The sequence below is a fragment of the Dyadobacter sp. HNCC25DJ184 genome (genome assembly GCF_056895215.1).
This window is the reverse complement of the sequence record NZ_JBXHAQ010000001.1, coordinates 547,140-564,439: the sequence shown is the minus strand read 5'-3', so window position 1 is coordinate 564,439 and position 17,300 is coordinate 547,140. Positions and strand designations below refer to the sequence as shown.

Genomic DNA, 17,300 nt, shown 5'->3' with positions numbered 1-17,300 from the left:
ATTTACATGAAACAAGTAATAATTGCACTGATATCTTTGATTGCGCTCGGGGCTTGTACAGAAAACTTTGTAGAAACGAACCAGAACCCAAATCAAATTTCGGATGAGCTGTTAAAAGAAGACTTTAACCTCGTGGGCTCTCCTTTTTCTAACATGATCTTCAATTTGAACGGTCATCAGATCGAAGAAGATCTCTGCGCTGACAACTGGATGGGGTATATGGGAACGCCGACCGACTTTGTTGGAAACGTAAACAATACAACCTATTACATTCGCTGGAACTCATACTGGGGTCGTATCTACGGTAGCGTAATGTCTCCAGGCAAACAAGTGATTCGCCTTGCAGCAGAAAATAACCTGCCTCTTTTTGCAACCTGGGCTAAGCTGGTTCAGATCTACGGTATGTCAAAATTGACTGCAATGCATGGTCCTGTAATCTACTCTCAATACGGGAGCACCGCTAACTCCATTCCGTACGACAAGGAATCGGATCTTTACGCGCGGTTTTTCAGTCAATTGGATTCTATACAAACAGACTTCAACGCCAACAAGGAATATGTAGGTTTTGCCAAATTTGACCCTTCAAACTACAAAGGGAGTATCCCTAAGTGGCAAAAGGTGGTTAATTCCTTGCGCCTGAGATTAGCCATTCGTCTGTCAAAAGTAGATCCTGCATTGGCCAAAACTCAAGGAGAAAAAGCATTGGCTGACCCTGCCGGATTGATTACCACTAATGCAGACAACTTTGTCAACTCTTTGAACGGAAATAAAATCCCTGTTGCACAAATTTGCTATGAATGGGATGATACCCGTATGGGTGCTTTGATGGAATCGTTTTTGATTGGTCTTAAAGATGGCAGAATTTCTCAATATTTTGCTCCAATGGCCGCTGCGAGCTCAGCTTTGTACGCTGACCACCCTACAGTGCCATATAAAGGAATCAGAAATGGTGCATATATTAAAGCCAAGGCGGATCACGTTCCTTTCTCAAAAGTGGCCGAAAGCTTCCAGACTGTTCAGACAAGAAGAAACTTCACTGCTGCCGAAGTTTCTTTCCTGAAAGCAGAAGCAGGACTTAGAGGATGGGCAGGCGCCGGAGATCCAAAAGCTAACTACGAAGAAGGAATAAAACTTTCGTTCGCCGACTGGGGTGCTGGTGGTGTGGATGCCTATATTGCTGATGCAACCAGCAAACCAATTAGTTACGTAGATCCTATCGACGCCAGAAATAACTTCACCGCAGTTTCGACAATTACAGTGGCTTGGAATGAAGCAGATTCGAAAGAATTGAAACTTGAGAAAATTATTACTCAGAAATACCTCAATACATTCACGAACACTATCGAAGCTTGGGCTGATTTCAGAAGAACCGGTTATCCTAAAATTCCACATGTGGCCAAAAATGATAGCAACAATGACTGGGGTGTGATCACCGCCGATCAGTGGATCAAAAGAATGCCATTTGTGAACGCAGAAAGAACTGGTAATACTGAAGCTGTCAGTGCGGCGGTGGCTGGTATGGGATCTGGCGCCAAAGATGATATCGCCACTCGTTTATGGTGGGATACTGGCGCGGTTGCAAACTTCTAATTATAACTTGTGACGCTTTTCTAGAATCGGGATGGCTATTGCCATCTCGATTCTTTTATCCACCTGAAGGCTGGAAATTAACACACTCTTCAATATTAATAGCGCCTTCTTTCAAAGGACGGTATTCAAAAAAAGCTTAATCTGGCTCTCCAGGTAATAATTCACTCCAATCAATAAAAATTATATCGTCAAGCCTACGGTATAGTGAACATTCCCTTGCACTAACTCACACCTCGTAACTAAACCACACGCCAAACTTTATTCTACCGCTTCAATATTCTATAAATATTTATACCACAAATAGAGTATTACGCCATAGAAAAAGCATCTTTTTGTGGTAATCCTATTTAACAATTTGTCCAATCCGTATTTTACTAATACGCTGTCCAGTTATCAAATTATGATCAATAGAAGAGACCTCATTAAGCATCTGTCGACCTTGCCCCTGCTCGGTGGATTTTTGGGTGAAACCCGCCTTAGCCCGCTTACGGCCGTTGCTGCAAAAGTACCAGTTCGAAACCTTGCTAAGGAACTAGGTATCAGAACGTTTATCAACGCAGCAGGAACCTACACTGCCATGACAGGTTCATTGATGCAGGAAGAAGTAATGGCGACTATTCAGGGTGCTTCGCATGAGTTTATGATGCTCGACGAAGTACAGACCAAAGTGGGTGAAAAAATTGCCGCCATCACACATGCCGAGTCAGCTGTAGTGACCGCCGGTTGTTTTTCTGCCCTTACACTTGGATTGGCGGGTGTTTTGACAGGTATGGATCAGAAGAAGGTGGAAGCATTGCCGCATCTGGAAGGCACGGGCATGAAGTCGGAAGTGATTCTTCAAAAGGGGCATAGCATCGGATATTCTCATGCACTGACCAATACGGGTTGCACAATTATTGAAATTGAAACGGTCGAAGAACTTGAAAAGGCGATATCAGACAAAACGGCGCTGTTATGGTTCCTGAATATCCAGTCAGACAAAGGATTGATCAAACATGAAGAATGGATCGCGATTGCTAAAAAACATGGCATACCAACCATGATTGATATGGCCGCTGATGTACCACCGGTTGAAAATCTTTGGAAATTCAACGATATGGGCTTTGATCTGGTTTGCGTTTCTGGCGGAAAAGCCATGCGCGGTCCCCAGAGTGCAGGTATATTAATGGGCAAAAAAGACCTGATCGCAGCTGCGAGATTGAGCATGCCCCCACGCGGATCGACGATCGGTCGCGGTATGAAGGTAAATAAAGAAGAGATTCTGGGTATGTATGTGGCGATTGAAAAATTTGTGAATATGGATCACAAAAAAGAATGGAAAACCTGGGAAGAACGAGTGGCTCATATCGGCGGCGCGGCGACAAGTGTGAAAGGTGTAACGACAAGCGTTGCGGTACCTGAACTGGGCAATCACACGCCTACCCTGACAATAACATGGGATAGTTCAATTGTAAACCTGTCTTCCAAAGCTTTGCAGGAAGGTCTGAGAAACGGAAGCCCATCGATCGAAATCATGCCAAGCGGTGATAAAAGTATCAATATCACAACCTGGATGTTGAAGCCTGGAGAAGAGAAAATTGTAGCTACCCGCTTGAAAGAAGAACTTTCCAAAGCAGCAGTTTAAGGTATCCGATTCTAAAAAAGACATTTCCTAAGCCCAACTTCCTGAAACAATATGAAAAAATCATTTCTGATTTCAGCATTACTTTTATGTGCAAGTATATTTCCTGTCAGTGCCCAAACCTACAGTATTGTTATCAAAGGCGGGACGGTTATCGACCCCAAGAATAACCTGAATGAAGTGATGGACGTGGGGATTTTCGACGGGAAAATCAAAAAAATAGCAAAAAATATAGATCCCAAAGAGGCGCGGCAAGTGGTGGATGCGAAGGGCATGTATGTAACGCCCGGGCTGATCGATATCCATGGCCACGTCTTCGCAGGCACCCAACAAAACCATTATTTGAGCGACGGATTTACCGCATTGCCGCCTGACGGGTTCACTTTTCGCGTCGGTGTCACTACCATTGTCGATTGTGGAGGAGCGGGTTGGACAAACTTCAATACCTTCAAAAAGAATATCATTTTCAATTCCCAAACACGGGTACTCTCGTTTTTGAATATAGTTGGTGAAGGGATGCGCGGCGGTACCTATGAGCAGGATACTTCTGATATGGATCCGAAAATGGCCGCAGCCGTTGCCCTGAAAAACCCGAACGATATAGTAGGTTTCAAAGTAGCACACTTTCAGGGACGTGACTGGAAACCGGTTGATAACGCCGTTGCTGCGGGTAAACTGGCCAATATGCCTGTCATTGTTGATTTTGGCGGAAGCACTCCCCCACTTTCTCTGGAAGAACTTTTCATGAAACACCTTCGTAAAGGTGATATTTTCACTCACACCTACACTCTTTTGCCAGGAGACATTCGTGAAACCGTCGTTGACGAAGCGACCGGAAAGGTAAAACCATTTGTAACCGAAGCGATTAAAAAGGGTATTGTATTTGATGTCGGATATGGAGGTGCCAGTTTCAATTATTCTCAGGCCATTCCGGCCCTCAAGGCTGGTTTTCTGCCGACTACCATTAGCACCGATCTGCATACCGGAAGTATGAATGGTTCTATGAAGGATATGCTTAGCATTATGTCCAAATTCTACGCAATGGGGATGGATTTGCCTTCAGTCATCAAGGCTAGCACATGGATGCCTGCGAAAGTAATACATAGAGAAAATCTGGGACATATCTCCGAAAATGCGATTGCCGATGTGGCCGTATTCTCGATGCGCGATGGCAAGTTTGGATTCTACGACAAAACCGGCTACAAGATGGAATCCAAGCAGAAACTGGAATGCGAGATGACCATCATGGGTGGCAAGATTGTATATGATCTCAATGGCATCGCTAACCCTGTTTATTCAAGATAATACCCCAGAGCGATACCCCTATCAGTTCCTAAACCTGCTCTTTTAAATATGTTAACGCCAAAGTTGAAATTCATTCTCTCCGCCGGATTGATAATACTGGCCGGTTTTACCCAAAAATTTTCAGAAGATTTACCCGCAGTCAACGATAAGAACGGAGGTCTTTTCCTGCCCGAAGGATTTGAAGCAACAGTTGTTGTCGATAGTCTACCCGGCAGAGCGCGACATCTGGCGATCAACGACAACGGCGATATATATGTAAAAGCCCGCTTTGCCGATAAAGGCGAATCGGTGATTGCACTCAGAGATACAAATGGTGATGGCCGGGCAGATATCATCAAAAGATTTGGTGGAAACACCAGAGAGCGTGCATATGGAACAGGCATGCGGATCTATAACGGATATTTGTATTTCAGTTCGGAACTGATCGTATATCGTTACAAATTGACGCCCGGGAAACTCGTTCCGGAGAGTGAACAAGAGGTAATCCTGACCGACGACCACCCGCACGGAATGCACGAGCATATCGCCAAGCCTCTCACTTTCGATTCAAAAGGCAATATGTATGTTGCTTTCGGCGCTCCTTCGAACGCTTGTCAGGAACAAAACCGCGTGCCTGGTTCCGTCGGAATCGACCCATGTCCTTTGCTGCTGGATCACGGCGGCATATGGCGGTTTGATGCCAATAAAGTTGGCCAAACTCAAAAAGATGGTTACCGATATGCGACAGGACTTCGAAGCGTGGTTGGAATGGACTGGAATTTTGAGGATAATAACCTGTTCGCAGTCGTTCATGGACGCGATGATTTACTACGTCTCTGGCCACAGTCATACAACCCATGGCAAAGCGCCATGCTACCATCCGAGGAATTTTTGAGAGTTAAAGATGGAACAGACGCGGGCTGGCCATATTGCTATTATGATCAAATTCAGGGCAAAAAAGTACTTGCACCGGAATATGGTGGCGACGGCAAAATTGTTGGTCGTGGCGATCAATATGAAAAACCTTTAATCGGCTTTCCGGGTCACTGGGCACCTAATGATATGATGTTCTATCGTGGAAATCAATTCCCCGAACATTATAAAAATGGTACGTTTATCGCCTTCCATGGATCTACTATTCGCGCTCCATATCCACAATCGGGCTATTTCATTGGTTTTGTGCCTTTTAAAAACAACCAACCCTCCGGAGAATATGAAGTTTTTGCAGACGGTTTTGCCGGGGTCGATCCAATTGTAAATACCAGCGACGCAAAATACAGACCAATGGGTATAGCCATGGGGCCAGATGGCTCGGTCTACTTCGCCGAAACGGAGAAAGGCAAAATATGGAAAATTACATATACCGGAAAGAAAAACAAGTTTTCGAAAAAGGCTTTGGCTGGTATGGAGAAGCGCAAAATGATGTCGAATATCCGCACTCCCGATATTGAGGAAGACAATCTGGATAAGGACAAACCAGTGGCCGGAGGAAAAGTTTACAGCGTCTATTGTTCTTCCTGCCATCAACGCAATGGTCGCGGTGACTCGCAACGATTCCCTCCTCTGACCGGTTCGGAATGGGTGACTGGCGATAAATCAAGATTGATCAGAGTGCTGTTGAAAGGTTTGGAAGGGCCGATTGAAGTAAAAGGCCAGTCTTACAACAACGTTATGCCGCAACATAGCTTTTTGAAAGACGAGGAGATATCCGAGGTGCTTACGCATATCCGCTCGAGTTTCGGGAACACAGCCAGCGAGATTACAACCGAAGAAGTAGCTGCAGCCCGAAAGGCAATCGAAGCGGAAAAGTAGGGCAGCGGGCGGCTGGCACCGATTTGCAATCGGTGCCCCATGTTTGAGCGTTTGCAACGCGAACTAACGACAAAATCAAAATCCAAGCGCTGGTGCCGATTTGAAATCGGTACCCAATGGTCAAGCGTTTCCAACGCGAGAATTATGATAAAATACTAATTCAAACCTAGCCGATAGTCGAGAGCCCAAATAAAGCAATACCCCCTTTCAATATCAACCATGAAAAATCCCGTTAAAAGTTCAATTTGAATGATCAACAATAACAAAATAGCCGCAGCTATTATCTTTACAGCAGGCATTTCGCTAGTCGGGTTTTCACCTGATTTCAACGAAAACCACATGACCAGAGAACCTTGGGTGGCTCCCGCATGGGCCGATACCCTTAAAAGCCCCTTTCATGAAGAGCCGCTAACGCTGGCTCATGGCGAAGAGTTATTCACGCTTTACTGCGCTTCCTGCCACGGCGACGGTGGATATGGCGACGGGGCCGCTGGTGGCGCACTGGGCGAAAAACCAGCGAATTTTCATGACACACTCGTCACCAGACAATCGGATGGTGCATTGTTCTGGAAAATGTCCAACGGACGTGGAAATATGCCCCCTTTCCAGGATGTATTTTCTGTCGAACAAAGATGGCAGCTCGTGGCGTATCTACGCAAACTCGCAAAGACTGAATAACCCCTAACAGCCTTAACATGAAAAGCTTATATACAATATTTGCTAAAAACATCGCCCTTGCGTCTATCCTGATCACCGGACCAATCATAGGATTCTCGCAGGGAACAAAAGAAGTGGCTCCACCCAAAGCGTTGAGAAGTGATATATCAGTCGAATTTTTCATGAAAGTCGAGCCCGAAGCCGTTCGGATTATCCAGAATCCGGTGACGAAGGATGTTTATTATACTACCTTTTTCGGCGATGTGATCCAGATCGAAAACATAGATAGTGGTACTCCTGTCAGTAAGAAAATCTTGTCTGCGGAAGACCATGGAATCACCCGTTTGCAAGGCGCTGCGTTTTTCAAAAACACGCTTTTTCTGGCAGGAAATATCAATGTCAATAACAACAAGGGCAACAAAGGTCGCATGGTTCGTTATGATATGGGTGGCGGATCAGCCAAACCTCCGATGACTGAGGTTTTTAATACGGTCGAATATGGGGCAAACAAAACTACTTTCGATCATGGTTGGAATGCCCTGGAAATCAGTCCGGATGGAAAGTACATCTTTGTCAATACAGGAGCAAGAACAGACCATGGCGAAGTGCAGGACAATGGCGGCGAATATCCGAACGCGCGGGACAACGCACTTACTGCGAAGATATACCGTTTCCCGATTGACTCGAAAAATTTGCTGCTGGAAGATGATATTCCAAAAAATAAGGCAGCTGGTTACCTATATGCAGAAGGAATACGCAACGCATACGATATGGCTTTTGATCCCAAAGGCAATCTCTTTGCAGTATCCAATTCCGGTGATTATGACCATCCGGAAGATATGTTTTGGGTAAGACAAGGACGCCATTACGGCTTTCCCTGGGTGATGGGTGGTATTGAAAATCCACAACAAAACCCTGACTATCAACCTAATCCGGAAACAGATCCGTTTCTTAGTAAATTTGCATTCGCATGGTTGATGAAATACTTTCACAATGATCCAACCTTCCCGAAAAAACCTGCAGGTGTTACTTTCACTTCTTCAGTCCAGAACGTGGGGCCCGACGCCAACGAATATCGCGACAAGAAAACGGGTATCGTTATGGACGGCGACTCGACCGGCGTAACTGTCGGAACTTTCAACGCTCACTCCTCTCCTCTCGCCTTGTTTTTTGACAATGAAAAAGCACTTTCAAAAGACTTCAAAGGGGATGGTTTCGTAATCAGATATGCAGGTGGTCCACGAAATGGCGTACCTAATCCTAGTCCGCTTAGAAAGGAAGGGAAAGATTTGCTGCATCTGGATATGACTTATGACAAAGCAACCGATAATTATAAAGTAAAAACCACTAAAATCGTCGAAGGCTTCACCTCGCCGACAGACGCATTGCAGATCGGCAATACAGTCTATATCATTGAGTATGGGGGAAAACAGGGTGGCAACAAAGCGGGAGGAAGCATATGGAAGATAACACTACCAGGCGACCCTAAAATGGCCAAAAAGAAGAAAAAAGCTTAATATTGACTATTGTAAAAATACTAAACCAAAGAATTATGAAATCAGAAAGACGTTCAATCATTAAGAAATTATTCGCTTCCGCAGCCGGATTTGTCGGTATTGGAGCAACCTCGAAAGTGATGGCAGAACCAGCACCGGAAAAGGAGGTCGGTGATGTCGTGATGTATCAGGATGTACCCTTATTTTCAGGTCATACAAAATTCAACAATATGGTTTTTGTAGCTGGTAAAGGAGCTCACTTTGAGGGAGATATCACCGCCCACACCAAACACGTACTTGACGAGCTTGAAAAGGAGTTGATTAAGGCCGGGTCATCGATGGAAAAGGTATTGAAATGCAGCGTTTTTCTGCATGACCTGAACGACTACAAAGCAATGAACGAAGCCTACAAAGGCCGCTTCGGCAGCAAACCGCCCTGCCGCACCACAGTGGCAGTATATGGCGGAGTTCCAGGCGATTCGCTGGTTGAGATTGATTGTATTGCTTATATTTAGGAAGAAGGATGAAAGGGACGAAAGGAGGAAGGGGGCGCTCGAAACGGTTCCAAGCGTTGACAGTTCTATTCCCTTCCTCCTTTCATCCCTCCTCCCTTTCTCCTTTTCCTCAAACTTTAATTTTATTTCCTGACTAAAAACTTGTTAAATATTCCGTAATACTGTTATTTAACATACTTTTTCCTATCAGACTAACTCAACATTGAATAAACGTCAACGTATCGTTCTCGAGAATGAGACATTGCTTAAACTTTGGGATCAGGCCAGAGGAGGAGATAGTGTCGCGTTTTGTCAGCTCGCCGAAAAACAATACCGCACATTATTCAACTACGCGATCAACTTCTGCAATGACAGAGACTTTGCCAAGGACGCCATTCAGGATTTGCTCATTCATATTTGGGAAAAACGAGAGCATATCAATATTCAGTATGTTAACATCTATTTCCTCAAAGCCCTTCGCAATCAACTCCTGCAGGGCTTTCGCAAAACCAATCGTTCCTACACTTTTATCGATCTGGAAAGCGCGAATTTCATTTCAGATAACGAGAACGCCGAGACCGTTATAGAACAACGGGAGTCTTTTCTGGAAAACAAAAATCGGCTTAAAAACGCAATTGAAGATCTTCCGAAACGTCAAAAAGAAGCAATATTTCTCAAATTTTACGAGGGCCTGGAAAACGAGCAAATCGCAGATCTCATGCAGGTAAACCGCCAATCGGTAGCGAATCTTTTATTCAAAGCCATATCCACGCTGAAGATCCAAATTCCTGTTATTCAGATACTTTTGATATTACTTGCGGGTATATGTCTCTTTTGAATTTTGCATAGAAACAGACCTCCCTTAAGGCATTGACGGTATTCCCGCTTGTTATTTAATGCGAATTATGGGACTTGCTGTGTCACCACTCCGTGGTTAGTTTTCTATTCTTATACATTTAGCTACAATAGTGTCAGTCCTCCGGACTTTCCAAAAACACGAGAGTGTTGGAATTAATATAGAAAGGAGTTCCAGCAACCAACCAAATTACCAGCCTCAAGCCGTCTAACCTCCAAACCCCTATCATTCAACCACTTCCAACATCCCTGTCTCCCACTCCGTTCCCCAAAACACACCTTCCAAAACAAAGCTTATTCTCCTCTTATAACATTAAACAAAAAATAATTTCTTAAAAAAGAGTATTGACACAACATTCCTGCATCCTTTATACAATTCCGCCAAAAACTTAACGGATTATATGCCAGATTATCGTAACTACTCACCAGAAGAGCTTGCTGCTGATCCTTCATTTAGGAAATGGGTTCTTTTTGATGCGCCAGAAGAACAGGCGTTTTGGGAAGAATGGCTGGAGCTGAATCCAGACAAGACCGAAATGGTAGAGAAAGCTGAAAAGTACCTCAGTTGGGCTAACTCCGCATTCGACCAGATTTCCGACGAAGAGATATCAGGAGAAATATATCGCCTGTCACATCAAATTGGTGAAAATAAAGCAAAGCGTCCTACTATTAGTCGTTGGCTCAGGCCGACCTGGTACAACATCGCCGCTACCATCCTATTGGTGATCGGCGCGGGCTGGTGGTTTAGCAGGCAGACTGTAAATCGTAAAAACAGCGATACATATAAAGAAATACTAAGCCAGATTGAAGAGCCGCTTCACAAGGAAAACAATACTTCCGACAAACCACAGCTGGTGATATTGCCCGACGGAAGCTCGGTGATTCTTCAGCCTAAAAGCCGAATTGCATACCCTGCTAATTTCAAGGGAAAGCGTCGCGAGATTTTCCTGACTGGAGAAGCATTTTTTGAAGTTGCAAAAAATCCTGACAAACCGTTTTTTGTATACGCCAACTCACTGGCTACCAAAGTATTAGGAACAAGCTTCAAGGTAACTTCATTTGATGAAGACCAGGAGGTGAAAGTGGTTGTCAAAACGGGGAGAGTTTCCGTTTTCCCTATTACCGAAGAAAAGATCGCGGAACAACAATCGAGCAATAAGTTAACCGGAATGGTACTGACGCCAAATCAACAGATTGTGTTTACGCCCAACGAACAGCGCCTGACGAGAAGTCTGGTGGAAGATCCTGCCGTACTCGACTTACCGATTCAACGCCAGTCGTTTACTTTCAAAGCTACGCCAATTGAAAATGTATTTGCCGCTTTGGAAAAGTCATACGGTGTGAAAATCGTGTTTGATAATGAGATTATGAAGAATTGCTTCCTTACTGCCGAACTATCGGATGAACCTCTGTTTGAGAAGATTAATCTGATCTGCAAGACCATTGGCGCCAACTATCAGCAGATGGACGCGAACATTATAATATCCAGCAAAGGTTGTTACTGAAGAACTTCAATTTGAAAGATTTGCACTTAACCTTACTAATGCCTATGACTGAAATACTGCTGATCTCTTTCAGTAAATAAGTCGATGATGCTGTAACATCATCGACCCGAATGCTCCCCAAAATGGTAACCTCTTACACACATCCCTTTCGGGATGAAGGGAAACGTAATGCCGAATTTTAACCGACAACAATCAAAATTATGTCAAAAACAGTACATTTCCATCATGCTTTACAGAAAATCATGCGAATTACTCTGTATCAAGCCCTCTTATCTGTTGCACTCACAGCTTTCGTTCACGCAGAAGATCTGCGTGCGCAAAAACTTCTGGAACAAAAAGTAACGCTAAAAATGACCAATGCCGATGTAGATCAGGCTCTGGAGAAAATTGAAAACGTTGCCAAAGTTAAGTTTATGTATAACCCTCAGATTTTCTCCGGAAACCTGAAGGCTTCTTATAAGTTTCAGGATCAGGCACTTTCCGAAGTACTGACCAATATTTTGACACCTTATAGAGTATCATACGAAGTAGTTCAGAACAAAATCATTTTGAAACGAGGACTGCCTGCGGCTTTGGAAGAAACGGCAATTCCAGCTAATAAGACGATCTCGCCAAAAAAGAACTTAACCGGAAAAGTGCTGGATGAAACAGGATCAGGCCTACCGGGGGTAAGTATATTGGTGAAAGGCACGCAGCGTGGAACTTCTTCTAACGCAGACGGAAGTTTTCAAATTGACATACCCGACCAGGAATTGACCACGGCTGTGCTGATTTTCAGTTTTGTTGGTTATGTTTCGCAGGAAGTAACTGTTGGCACGCAAAGTGATATATCAGTTCAATTAGCCCCGGAAGCGAAGGCTTTGAATGAAGTCGTTGTAACGGCTTTGGGTATTGCACGCGAGAAAAAAGCGCTTGCATATGCCGTAACAGAAGTAAAAGGAAGTGAGTTTACACAGGCTCGTGAAAACAACGTAGCGAATGCACTGACTGGTAAAATCGCCGGTGTGAACGCTACGGGTATGGCAACAGGCCCGGGTGGATCGAGCCGGATTATCATTCGTGGAAACGGATCTTTGAGCGGAAACAACCAGCCATTGTATGTAATCAATGGTATGCCGATGGACAACAGCACTCCAGGTGGCGGAAATGCATCGGACGGAAATGGGAACAACACCGACCGCGGTGACGGTATCGGTGGAATCAACCCCGACGATATCGAGTCTATAAGCGTTTTGAAGGGTGGTCCTGCTGCTGCGCTTTATGGAGCTCGCGCTTCGAACGGTGTTATCCTCATCACCACCAAAAAAGGTAAATCTCAAAAAGGAATCGGCGTGGAATTCAACAGCAACTTCACTGCAGAGAATCTGACGATTGTACCAGACTGGCAATATGAATATGGACAGGGAACCGATGGTGTAAAACCAACCACAGCTGCGCAGGCTAAAAGTACAGGACGGCTTTCATATGGAGCAAAAATGGACGGACAGGATTACCTGCAGGTGGACGGCAAGATGCATCCATATTCTGCTCAGAAAAACAACCTGAAAAACTTTTACAGAACAGGTACCAACTATATCAACTCACTTTCATTTACAGGTGGCAACGAGCATATCAACTTTCGTTTTGGCCTGAACAACACCAGCTCGAACAGTATTGTACCAAACTCTACATTCAATAGAAGGATTGCCAATTTGAACGTTAACGCGTTTTTGGGCAAAAAACTGAGCATCGAAACAGTGGTTCAGTATAATATTGAAAATGGTCACAATCGTCCGAAAGTTGGATATGCAGATTATAACCCGCACTGGGCAACTTACCTGATCGCGAACACTGTAGATATCCGCAGCCTTTCGCCAGGGTATGATGAAGCAACTGGCAAAGAAGTGGAATGGAATCCGGTTCCGGCAGCTCCTAACCCTTATTTTGTGGTGAACAAATTCAAAAACGATGACCGCAAAAACAGATTTCTGGGGCAAGCGAACATCAGATACGATATCCTTGACAACCTTTTTGTGAAAGCCAGCGTAAGTCAGGATTACTACAATTTCTCTTACGAGGCTATCGTTCCTACCAACAATGCCTACCAGCCAAAGGGAACATATGCGGGCAAAAAGATCACGTCGTCCGAAACAAACGGGATGGTGACGCTGAATTACAATACCAATTTGTTTGAAGATCTGAGCCTCACCGCTCTTGCAGGTGGTAACATGCAGCGCAGCCTTTATGACCAGACGGCATTCGACGGAACAGAATTTACAATTCCATATTTCTATAGTTTCACCAACCTAGCTACGTCCGTTGTAACGCCAACTTATTCAAAGAGTGGTATCAACTCGTTATTCGGATCAGTGGATTTGGGATATAAAGGAATGGCATATATCACGATGTCAGGAAGACAGGACTGGTTTTCGGTTTTGAATACTGCGAGCAATCATATCTTCTACCCTGCCATTGGTGGAACGTTCATCCTCTCTGAGGCTGTTGAACTTCCTTCCGCAATCAACTTTGCCAAATTGCGCGGATCATGGGCACAAGTGGGTGGAGCAAACGTAGCTGCATATCAGATATACCAAAGCTACAGCATGGCACCAGGTGGCCATAACGGTCAGCCGGTTCAGCAATTGAGCTCGTCGTTGGTACCTAACCCTGACTTGAGACCACTGACTTCTACAACTTCAGAAGTGGGATTGGAAGCCAGATTTCTACATGACCGTTTAGGCCTGGATCTGACTTTCTATAACCGTAAGACCACAAATGATATCGTTCAAAGCAACATCGCGCTTTCGTCAGGATATACTCAGGCTTTGCTGAATGTGGGTGAATTGAGCAACAAAGGAGTTGAATTATTGATCACTGGGACGCCGATCAAGAAAGCAAATTTCAGCTGGGACGTGAGCTATAACTTCGCATATAACAAAAGTAAAATCGTGGAACTCGCCCCGGGATTGCCGAGCCTGACAGTGGGTGACGGGGTTGGTGGCGGAACGATTCGCAATGTAAAAGGCGGAACTTATGGTGAAGTTTGGGGATATAAAAAGAAGACAGACGCCAATGGAAACGTTGTTTTCAACAGCGCAAGCGGATATGCTGTAAGAGGTGATATCGAAAGATTGGGCAACGGTATTCCTCCGACAACGATGGGTATCACCAACAATTTCAAATACAAAAACTTCTCATTGAACATTTTGGTAGACGGCAAATTCGGTAGCGTGGTTTATTCCAATATGTACCAATATGCCTACCGTTTCGGTTTGCCGAAAGAAACCCTTCCGGGTCGCGAAACTGGTATAACTGTGACGGGTGTAACTCCGGAAGGAGCAGCATTTTCCAAAACATGGAAGAAAGAAGAAATCGATACTTACTATGACAATGACAAAAACTACACAAGCATATTCACGTTCAAAAACGATTTCATAAAGCTTCGTCAGATCATCCTGAGCTATAACCTTCCGGTTAGCGGCATAAAAGCGCTCAAATTGCAATCTGCATCGCTTTCTCTCGTGGCACGTAACGTTGCGTTGCTTTACAAAGACAAAAGGAACAAATTCTTCGATCCTGAGTCAAGCTATACCAACGGAAATGCCCAGGGTCTGGAAGCATTTGGTGTTCCAAGAACAAGAAGCCTTGGCGTGAACCTGACAGTGAAATTTTAATCATTAAAATATTTTAGTGAATATGAAAAAGCTATTGAAATTACTATATCTGGCACCTTTTGCCTTGTTTCTTTCTTCCTGTGACAATGGGTTTGAGGACATGAACGTAAACCCAAACGCATCAACAGAGGTGGTTCCAGGTTTCCTTTTTACCAGAGCTCAGCTCGCAACAGTAGCCAATAATTACACCGGCGCGGCTTACCTGACAATTGGTGGATCCATGCAGCATTTTGCAACCTATAAAGAGGTTCCTGCTGCGGGCGACAAATATTTTAACTTTTCTTACTCCACCGGAAGTTGGGGTTTATACGGCGGAACCGACCCTGCCACAACAGGTTCAGTGATAGATATCAATCAGGTGATTGACGCGGTTTCAAAGTCGGCCGACGATGTGAATAAACTTTCGGTAGCACGTATATGGAAAGCATATCTATATCACCGTTTGACGGATCTGTATGGAGATATTCCTTATTCTGATGCAGGGAAGGCACTTTCTGACAAAAATTATTCACCAAAATATGATGAGCAATCCGCCATTTATTCTGATTTGTTGAAAGAGCTGGATGAAGCTACTGCTGCAATGGATCCTTCGAAAGCAACCTTCGGAACTGCGGATCTTATTTATAGCGGTGATGTAGCAAAGTGGAAGAAATTCGGGTATACGCTGATGCTTCGTTTGGGAATGCGCTTAACGCAAGTGGATGCTGCATTATCTAAAACCTGGGTTCAGAAAGCGATAGCCGGTGGTGTATTGACGGACGATGCGGATATGGCTACAATTGCATATGTTGACGGCTCCATTACATCCAACAGAAACTTCATATCCGCGGGATTGATGGCCACCGACTACGTAACGCCAGGCGGAGACAATGTGGAAGGCGGAAAATTGGCAAAAACACTGATCGACCATTTGAAAACAACCGGCGATCCTCGATTGAATGTCATATCCATCGTTTGGACAACAACCGACGGCAAAACTTTCACCGCGGATACTACAACAGCTTTACAGAAAGGTATGCCGAATGCAGCCTTTAATAACCTTCCGGCTGATTTTAATACTTATTCAGAACCAAATCCGGCAACTATCCTGAAATACAGCGCGCCACTTCTGGTGTTGACTCCTGCGGAATCGCATTTGTTGCTTGCAGAGGCGGCGTTGAGAGGATGGTATTCCGGAAGTGCTTCCGAGGAATATAGCAGTGCGGTTAAATCAGGCTTGAGACAATGGGCAAAATTTGGATCGGCGGGTGTTATTTCAGAACCGAAGATCAATGCATATCTGGCAGCAAATGCTTTCAAAACTTCAGGTACGCTGGAGGAACAAATGGAACAAATCCATACGCAGAAATGGGTATCATTGTTTTTAGAAGATGAATACGAAATCTTCTCAAACTGGAGACGCACAGGATATCCTAAGTTGATACCTACAAACTATCCTGGTAACCTCACAGGTGGCAAAATCCCGACACGTTTTGTGATCCCGGATTCAGAAGGATTATATAATGAAGTAAATTTTTTAGAAGCTCGCACCAGACAGGGGGGGACAAACACGCTTTCTAGTGTCGTATGGTGGGATAAGTAATTTGATTTTCTAAATACCATCCATATCAACGAAATGGGCCAGCGAGACGGAAATTCAAACCAACGTTTCCTGGCTCATTTCAATCTGAACTTTACTAACAAAACATTAAAAAGATGAAATCAGAACGCAGATCAATTCTCAAAAAAATGTTTGCCTCCATCGCAGGCGTTGCCGGCATCGGTCTTGGGTCGAAGGCTGTCGCTGAATCCGCTCCGGAAAAAGAAGTGGGTAGCGTGGAGATGTTGCAGGATGTGCCACTATTTTCTGGCCACACCAAATTTAACAATATGGTTTTTGTTGCGGGAAAAGGTGCTCATTTTGAGGGAGATATAACTGCTCACACCAAACACGTGTTGGATGAACTGGAAAAAGAACTCATAAAAGCAGGATCATCCATGGAAAAAGTTTTGAAATGCAGCGTTTTCCTCCATGACCTGAACGACTACAAAGCCATGAATGAAGCATATAAAGGCCGCTTCGGGAGCAAGCCACCATGCCGCACAACTGTGGCAGTATACGGTGGCGTACCAGGCGACTCGTTGGTTGAAATTGACTGTATAGCTTATATATAGGAAGAAGGAGAATGGAGGAAAGGGAGGAAGGAATGGCGCGGTGGCTAAAACCCTGGGGTGCGTCAAGCGCATATGCTTCTTTCAAAGGTGTTGAATGTTTAACGGCTAATGGCGCTCCATTAACCGTTAAACATTCAACCTTTCCCCCACCCTTTCTCACTTTCCTCCCTAGTCCTTTC

Annotated in this window: 12 protein-coding genes; all 12 read left to right on the top strand. The window is 44.5% G+C overall.

Annotated elements, in window-relative coordinates; translation table 11 throughout:
* Positions 1 to 6 precede the first annotated feature (6 nt).
* Positions 7 to 1,590, top strand: a complete 1,584-nt coding sequence (locus AC1XUD_RS02170; protein WP_483359299.1) for a SusD/RagB family nutrient-binding outer membrane lipoprotein — start codon at positions 7 to 9, stop codon at positions 1,588 to 1,590.
* Between the two features lie 400 nt (positions 1,591 to 1,990).
* Positions 1,991 to 3,214: an aminotransferase class V-fold PLP-dependent enzyme gene (locus AC1XUD_RS02165; protein WP_483359298.1), complete on the top strand. Its 1,224-nt coding sequence runs from the start codon at positions 1,991 to 1,993 to the stop codon at positions 3,212 to 3,214.
* Positions 3,215 to 3,265: 51 nt separating this feature from the next.
* Positions 3,266 to 4,516 (top strand): amidohydrolase/deacetylase family metallohydrolase, encoded by a 1,251-nt coding sequence (locus tag AC1XUD_RS02160; protein WP_483359297.1) that lies wholly within the window; start codon positions 3,266 to 3,268, stop codon positions 4,514 to 4,516.
* Between the two features lie 48 nt (positions 4,517 to 4,564).
* Positions 4,565 to 6,307, top strand: a complete 1,743-nt coding sequence (locus AC1XUD_RS02155; protein ID WP_483359296.1) for a PQQ-dependent sugar dehydrogenase — start codon at positions 4,565 to 4,567, stop codon at positions 6,305 to 6,307.
* Positions 6,308 to 6,556: 249 nt separating this feature from the next.
* On the top strand, positions 6,557 to 6,985 hold the full coding sequence (locus tag AC1XUD_RS02150; RefSeq protein ID WP_483359295.1) for a c-type cytochrome: 429 nt from the start codon (positions 6,557 to 6,559) through the stop codon (positions 6,983 to 6,985).
* Positions 6,986 to 7,002: 17 nt separating this feature from the next.
* Positions 7,003 to 8,481 carry a PQQ-dependent sugar dehydrogenase gene (locus AC1XUD_RS02145; RefSeq protein WP_483359294.1) on the top strand — a complete coding sequence of 493 codons (1,479 nt, stop codon included), beginning with the start codon at positions 7,003 to 7,005 and terminating at the stop codon, positions 8,479 to 8,481.
* 35 nt (positions 8,482 to 8,516) lie between these two features.
* Positions 8,517 to 8,975, top strand: a complete 459-nt coding sequence (locus AC1XUD_RS02140; protein WP_483359293.1) for a RidA family protein — start codon at positions 8,517 to 8,519, stop codon at positions 8,973 to 8,975.
* A gap of 202 nt (positions 8,976 to 9,177) precedes the next feature.
* Entirely contained in the window at positions 9,178 to 9,792 is a 615-nt protein-coding gene (locus tag AC1XUD_RS02135; RefSeq protein ID WP_483359292.1) for an RNA polymerase sigma factor, read from the top strand.
* A 418-nt stretch (positions 9,793 to 10,210) separates the two neighbouring features.
* Positions 10,211 to 11,314 (top strand): FecR family protein, encoded by a 1,104-nt coding sequence (locus tag AC1XUD_RS02130; RefSeq protein ID WP_483359291.1) that lies wholly within the window; start codon positions 10,211 to 10,213, stop codon positions 11,312 to 11,314.
* A 200-nt stretch (positions 11,315 to 11,514) separates the two neighbouring features.
* On the top strand, positions 11,515 to 14,967 hold the full coding sequence (locus tag AC1XUD_RS02125; protein ID WP_483359290.1) for a SusC/RagA family TonB-linked outer membrane protein: 3,453 nt from the start codon (positions 11,515 to 11,517) through the stop codon (positions 14,965 to 14,967).
* Positions 14,968 to 14,989: 22 nt separating this feature from the next.
* Positions 14,990 to 16,549 carry a SusD/RagB family nutrient-binding outer membrane lipoprotein gene (locus AC1XUD_RS02120; protein WP_483359289.1) on the top strand — a complete coding sequence of 520 codons (1,560 nt, stop codon included), beginning with the start codon at positions 14,990 to 14,992 and terminating at the stop codon, positions 16,547 to 16,549.
* A 113-nt stretch (positions 16,550 to 16,662) separates the two neighbouring features.
* Positions 16,663 to 17,121 carry a RidA family protein gene (locus AC1XUD_RS02115; RefSeq protein WP_483359288.1) on the top strand — a complete coding sequence of 153 codons (459 nt, stop codon included), beginning with the start codon at positions 16,663 to 16,665 and terminating at the stop codon, positions 17,119 to 17,121.
* The last annotated feature ends 179 nt before the right edge of the window (positions 17,122 to 17,300 follow it).

Excerpts from the sequence above, each read along its gene's own strand:
- AC1XUD_RS02165 (WP_483359298.1), top strand. The coding sequence starts at position 1,991 with ATGATCAATAGAAGAGACCTCATTAAGCATCTGTCGACCTTGCCCCTG.
- AC1XUD_RS02170 (WP_483359299.1), top strand. The coding sequence starts at position 7 with ATGAAACAAGTAATAATTGCACTGATATCTTTGATTGCGCTCGGGGCT.
- AC1XUD_RS02160 (WP_483359297.1), top strand. The coding sequence starts at position 3,266 with ATGAAAAAATCATTTCTGATTTCAGCATTACTTTTATGTGCAAGTATA.
- AC1XUD_RS02120 (WP_483359289.1), top strand. The coding sequence starts at position 14,990 with ATGAAAAAGCTATTGAAATTACTATATCTGGCACCTTTTGCCTTGTTT.
- AC1XUD_RS02130 (WP_483359291.1), top strand. The coding sequence starts at position 10,211 with ATGCCAGATTATCGTAACTACTCACCAGAAGAGCTTGCTGCTGATCCT.
- AC1XUD_RS02115 (WP_483359288.1), top strand. The coding sequence starts at position 16,663 with ATGAAATCAGAACGCAGATCAATTCTCAAAAAAATGTTTGCCTCCATC.
- AC1XUD_RS02140 (WP_483359293.1), top strand. The coding sequence starts at position 8,517 with ATGAAATCAGAAAGACGTTCAATCATTAAGAAATTATTCGCTTCCGCA.
- AC1XUD_RS02150 (WP_483359295.1), top strand. The coding sequence starts at position 6,557 with ATGATCAACAATAACAAAATAGCCGCAGCTATTATCTTTACAGCAGGC.
- AC1XUD_RS02125 (WP_483359290.1), top strand. The coding sequence starts at position 11,515 with ATGTCAAAAACAGTACATTTCCATCATGCTTTACAGAAAATCATGCGA.
- AC1XUD_RS02145 (WP_483359294.1), top strand. The coding sequence starts at position 7,003 with ATGAAAAGCTTATATACAATATTTGCTAAAAACATCGCCCTTGCGTCT.
- AC1XUD_RS02155 (WP_483359296.1), top strand. The coding sequence starts at position 4,565 with ATGTTAACGCCAAAGTTGAAATTCATTCTCTCCGCCGGATTGATAATA.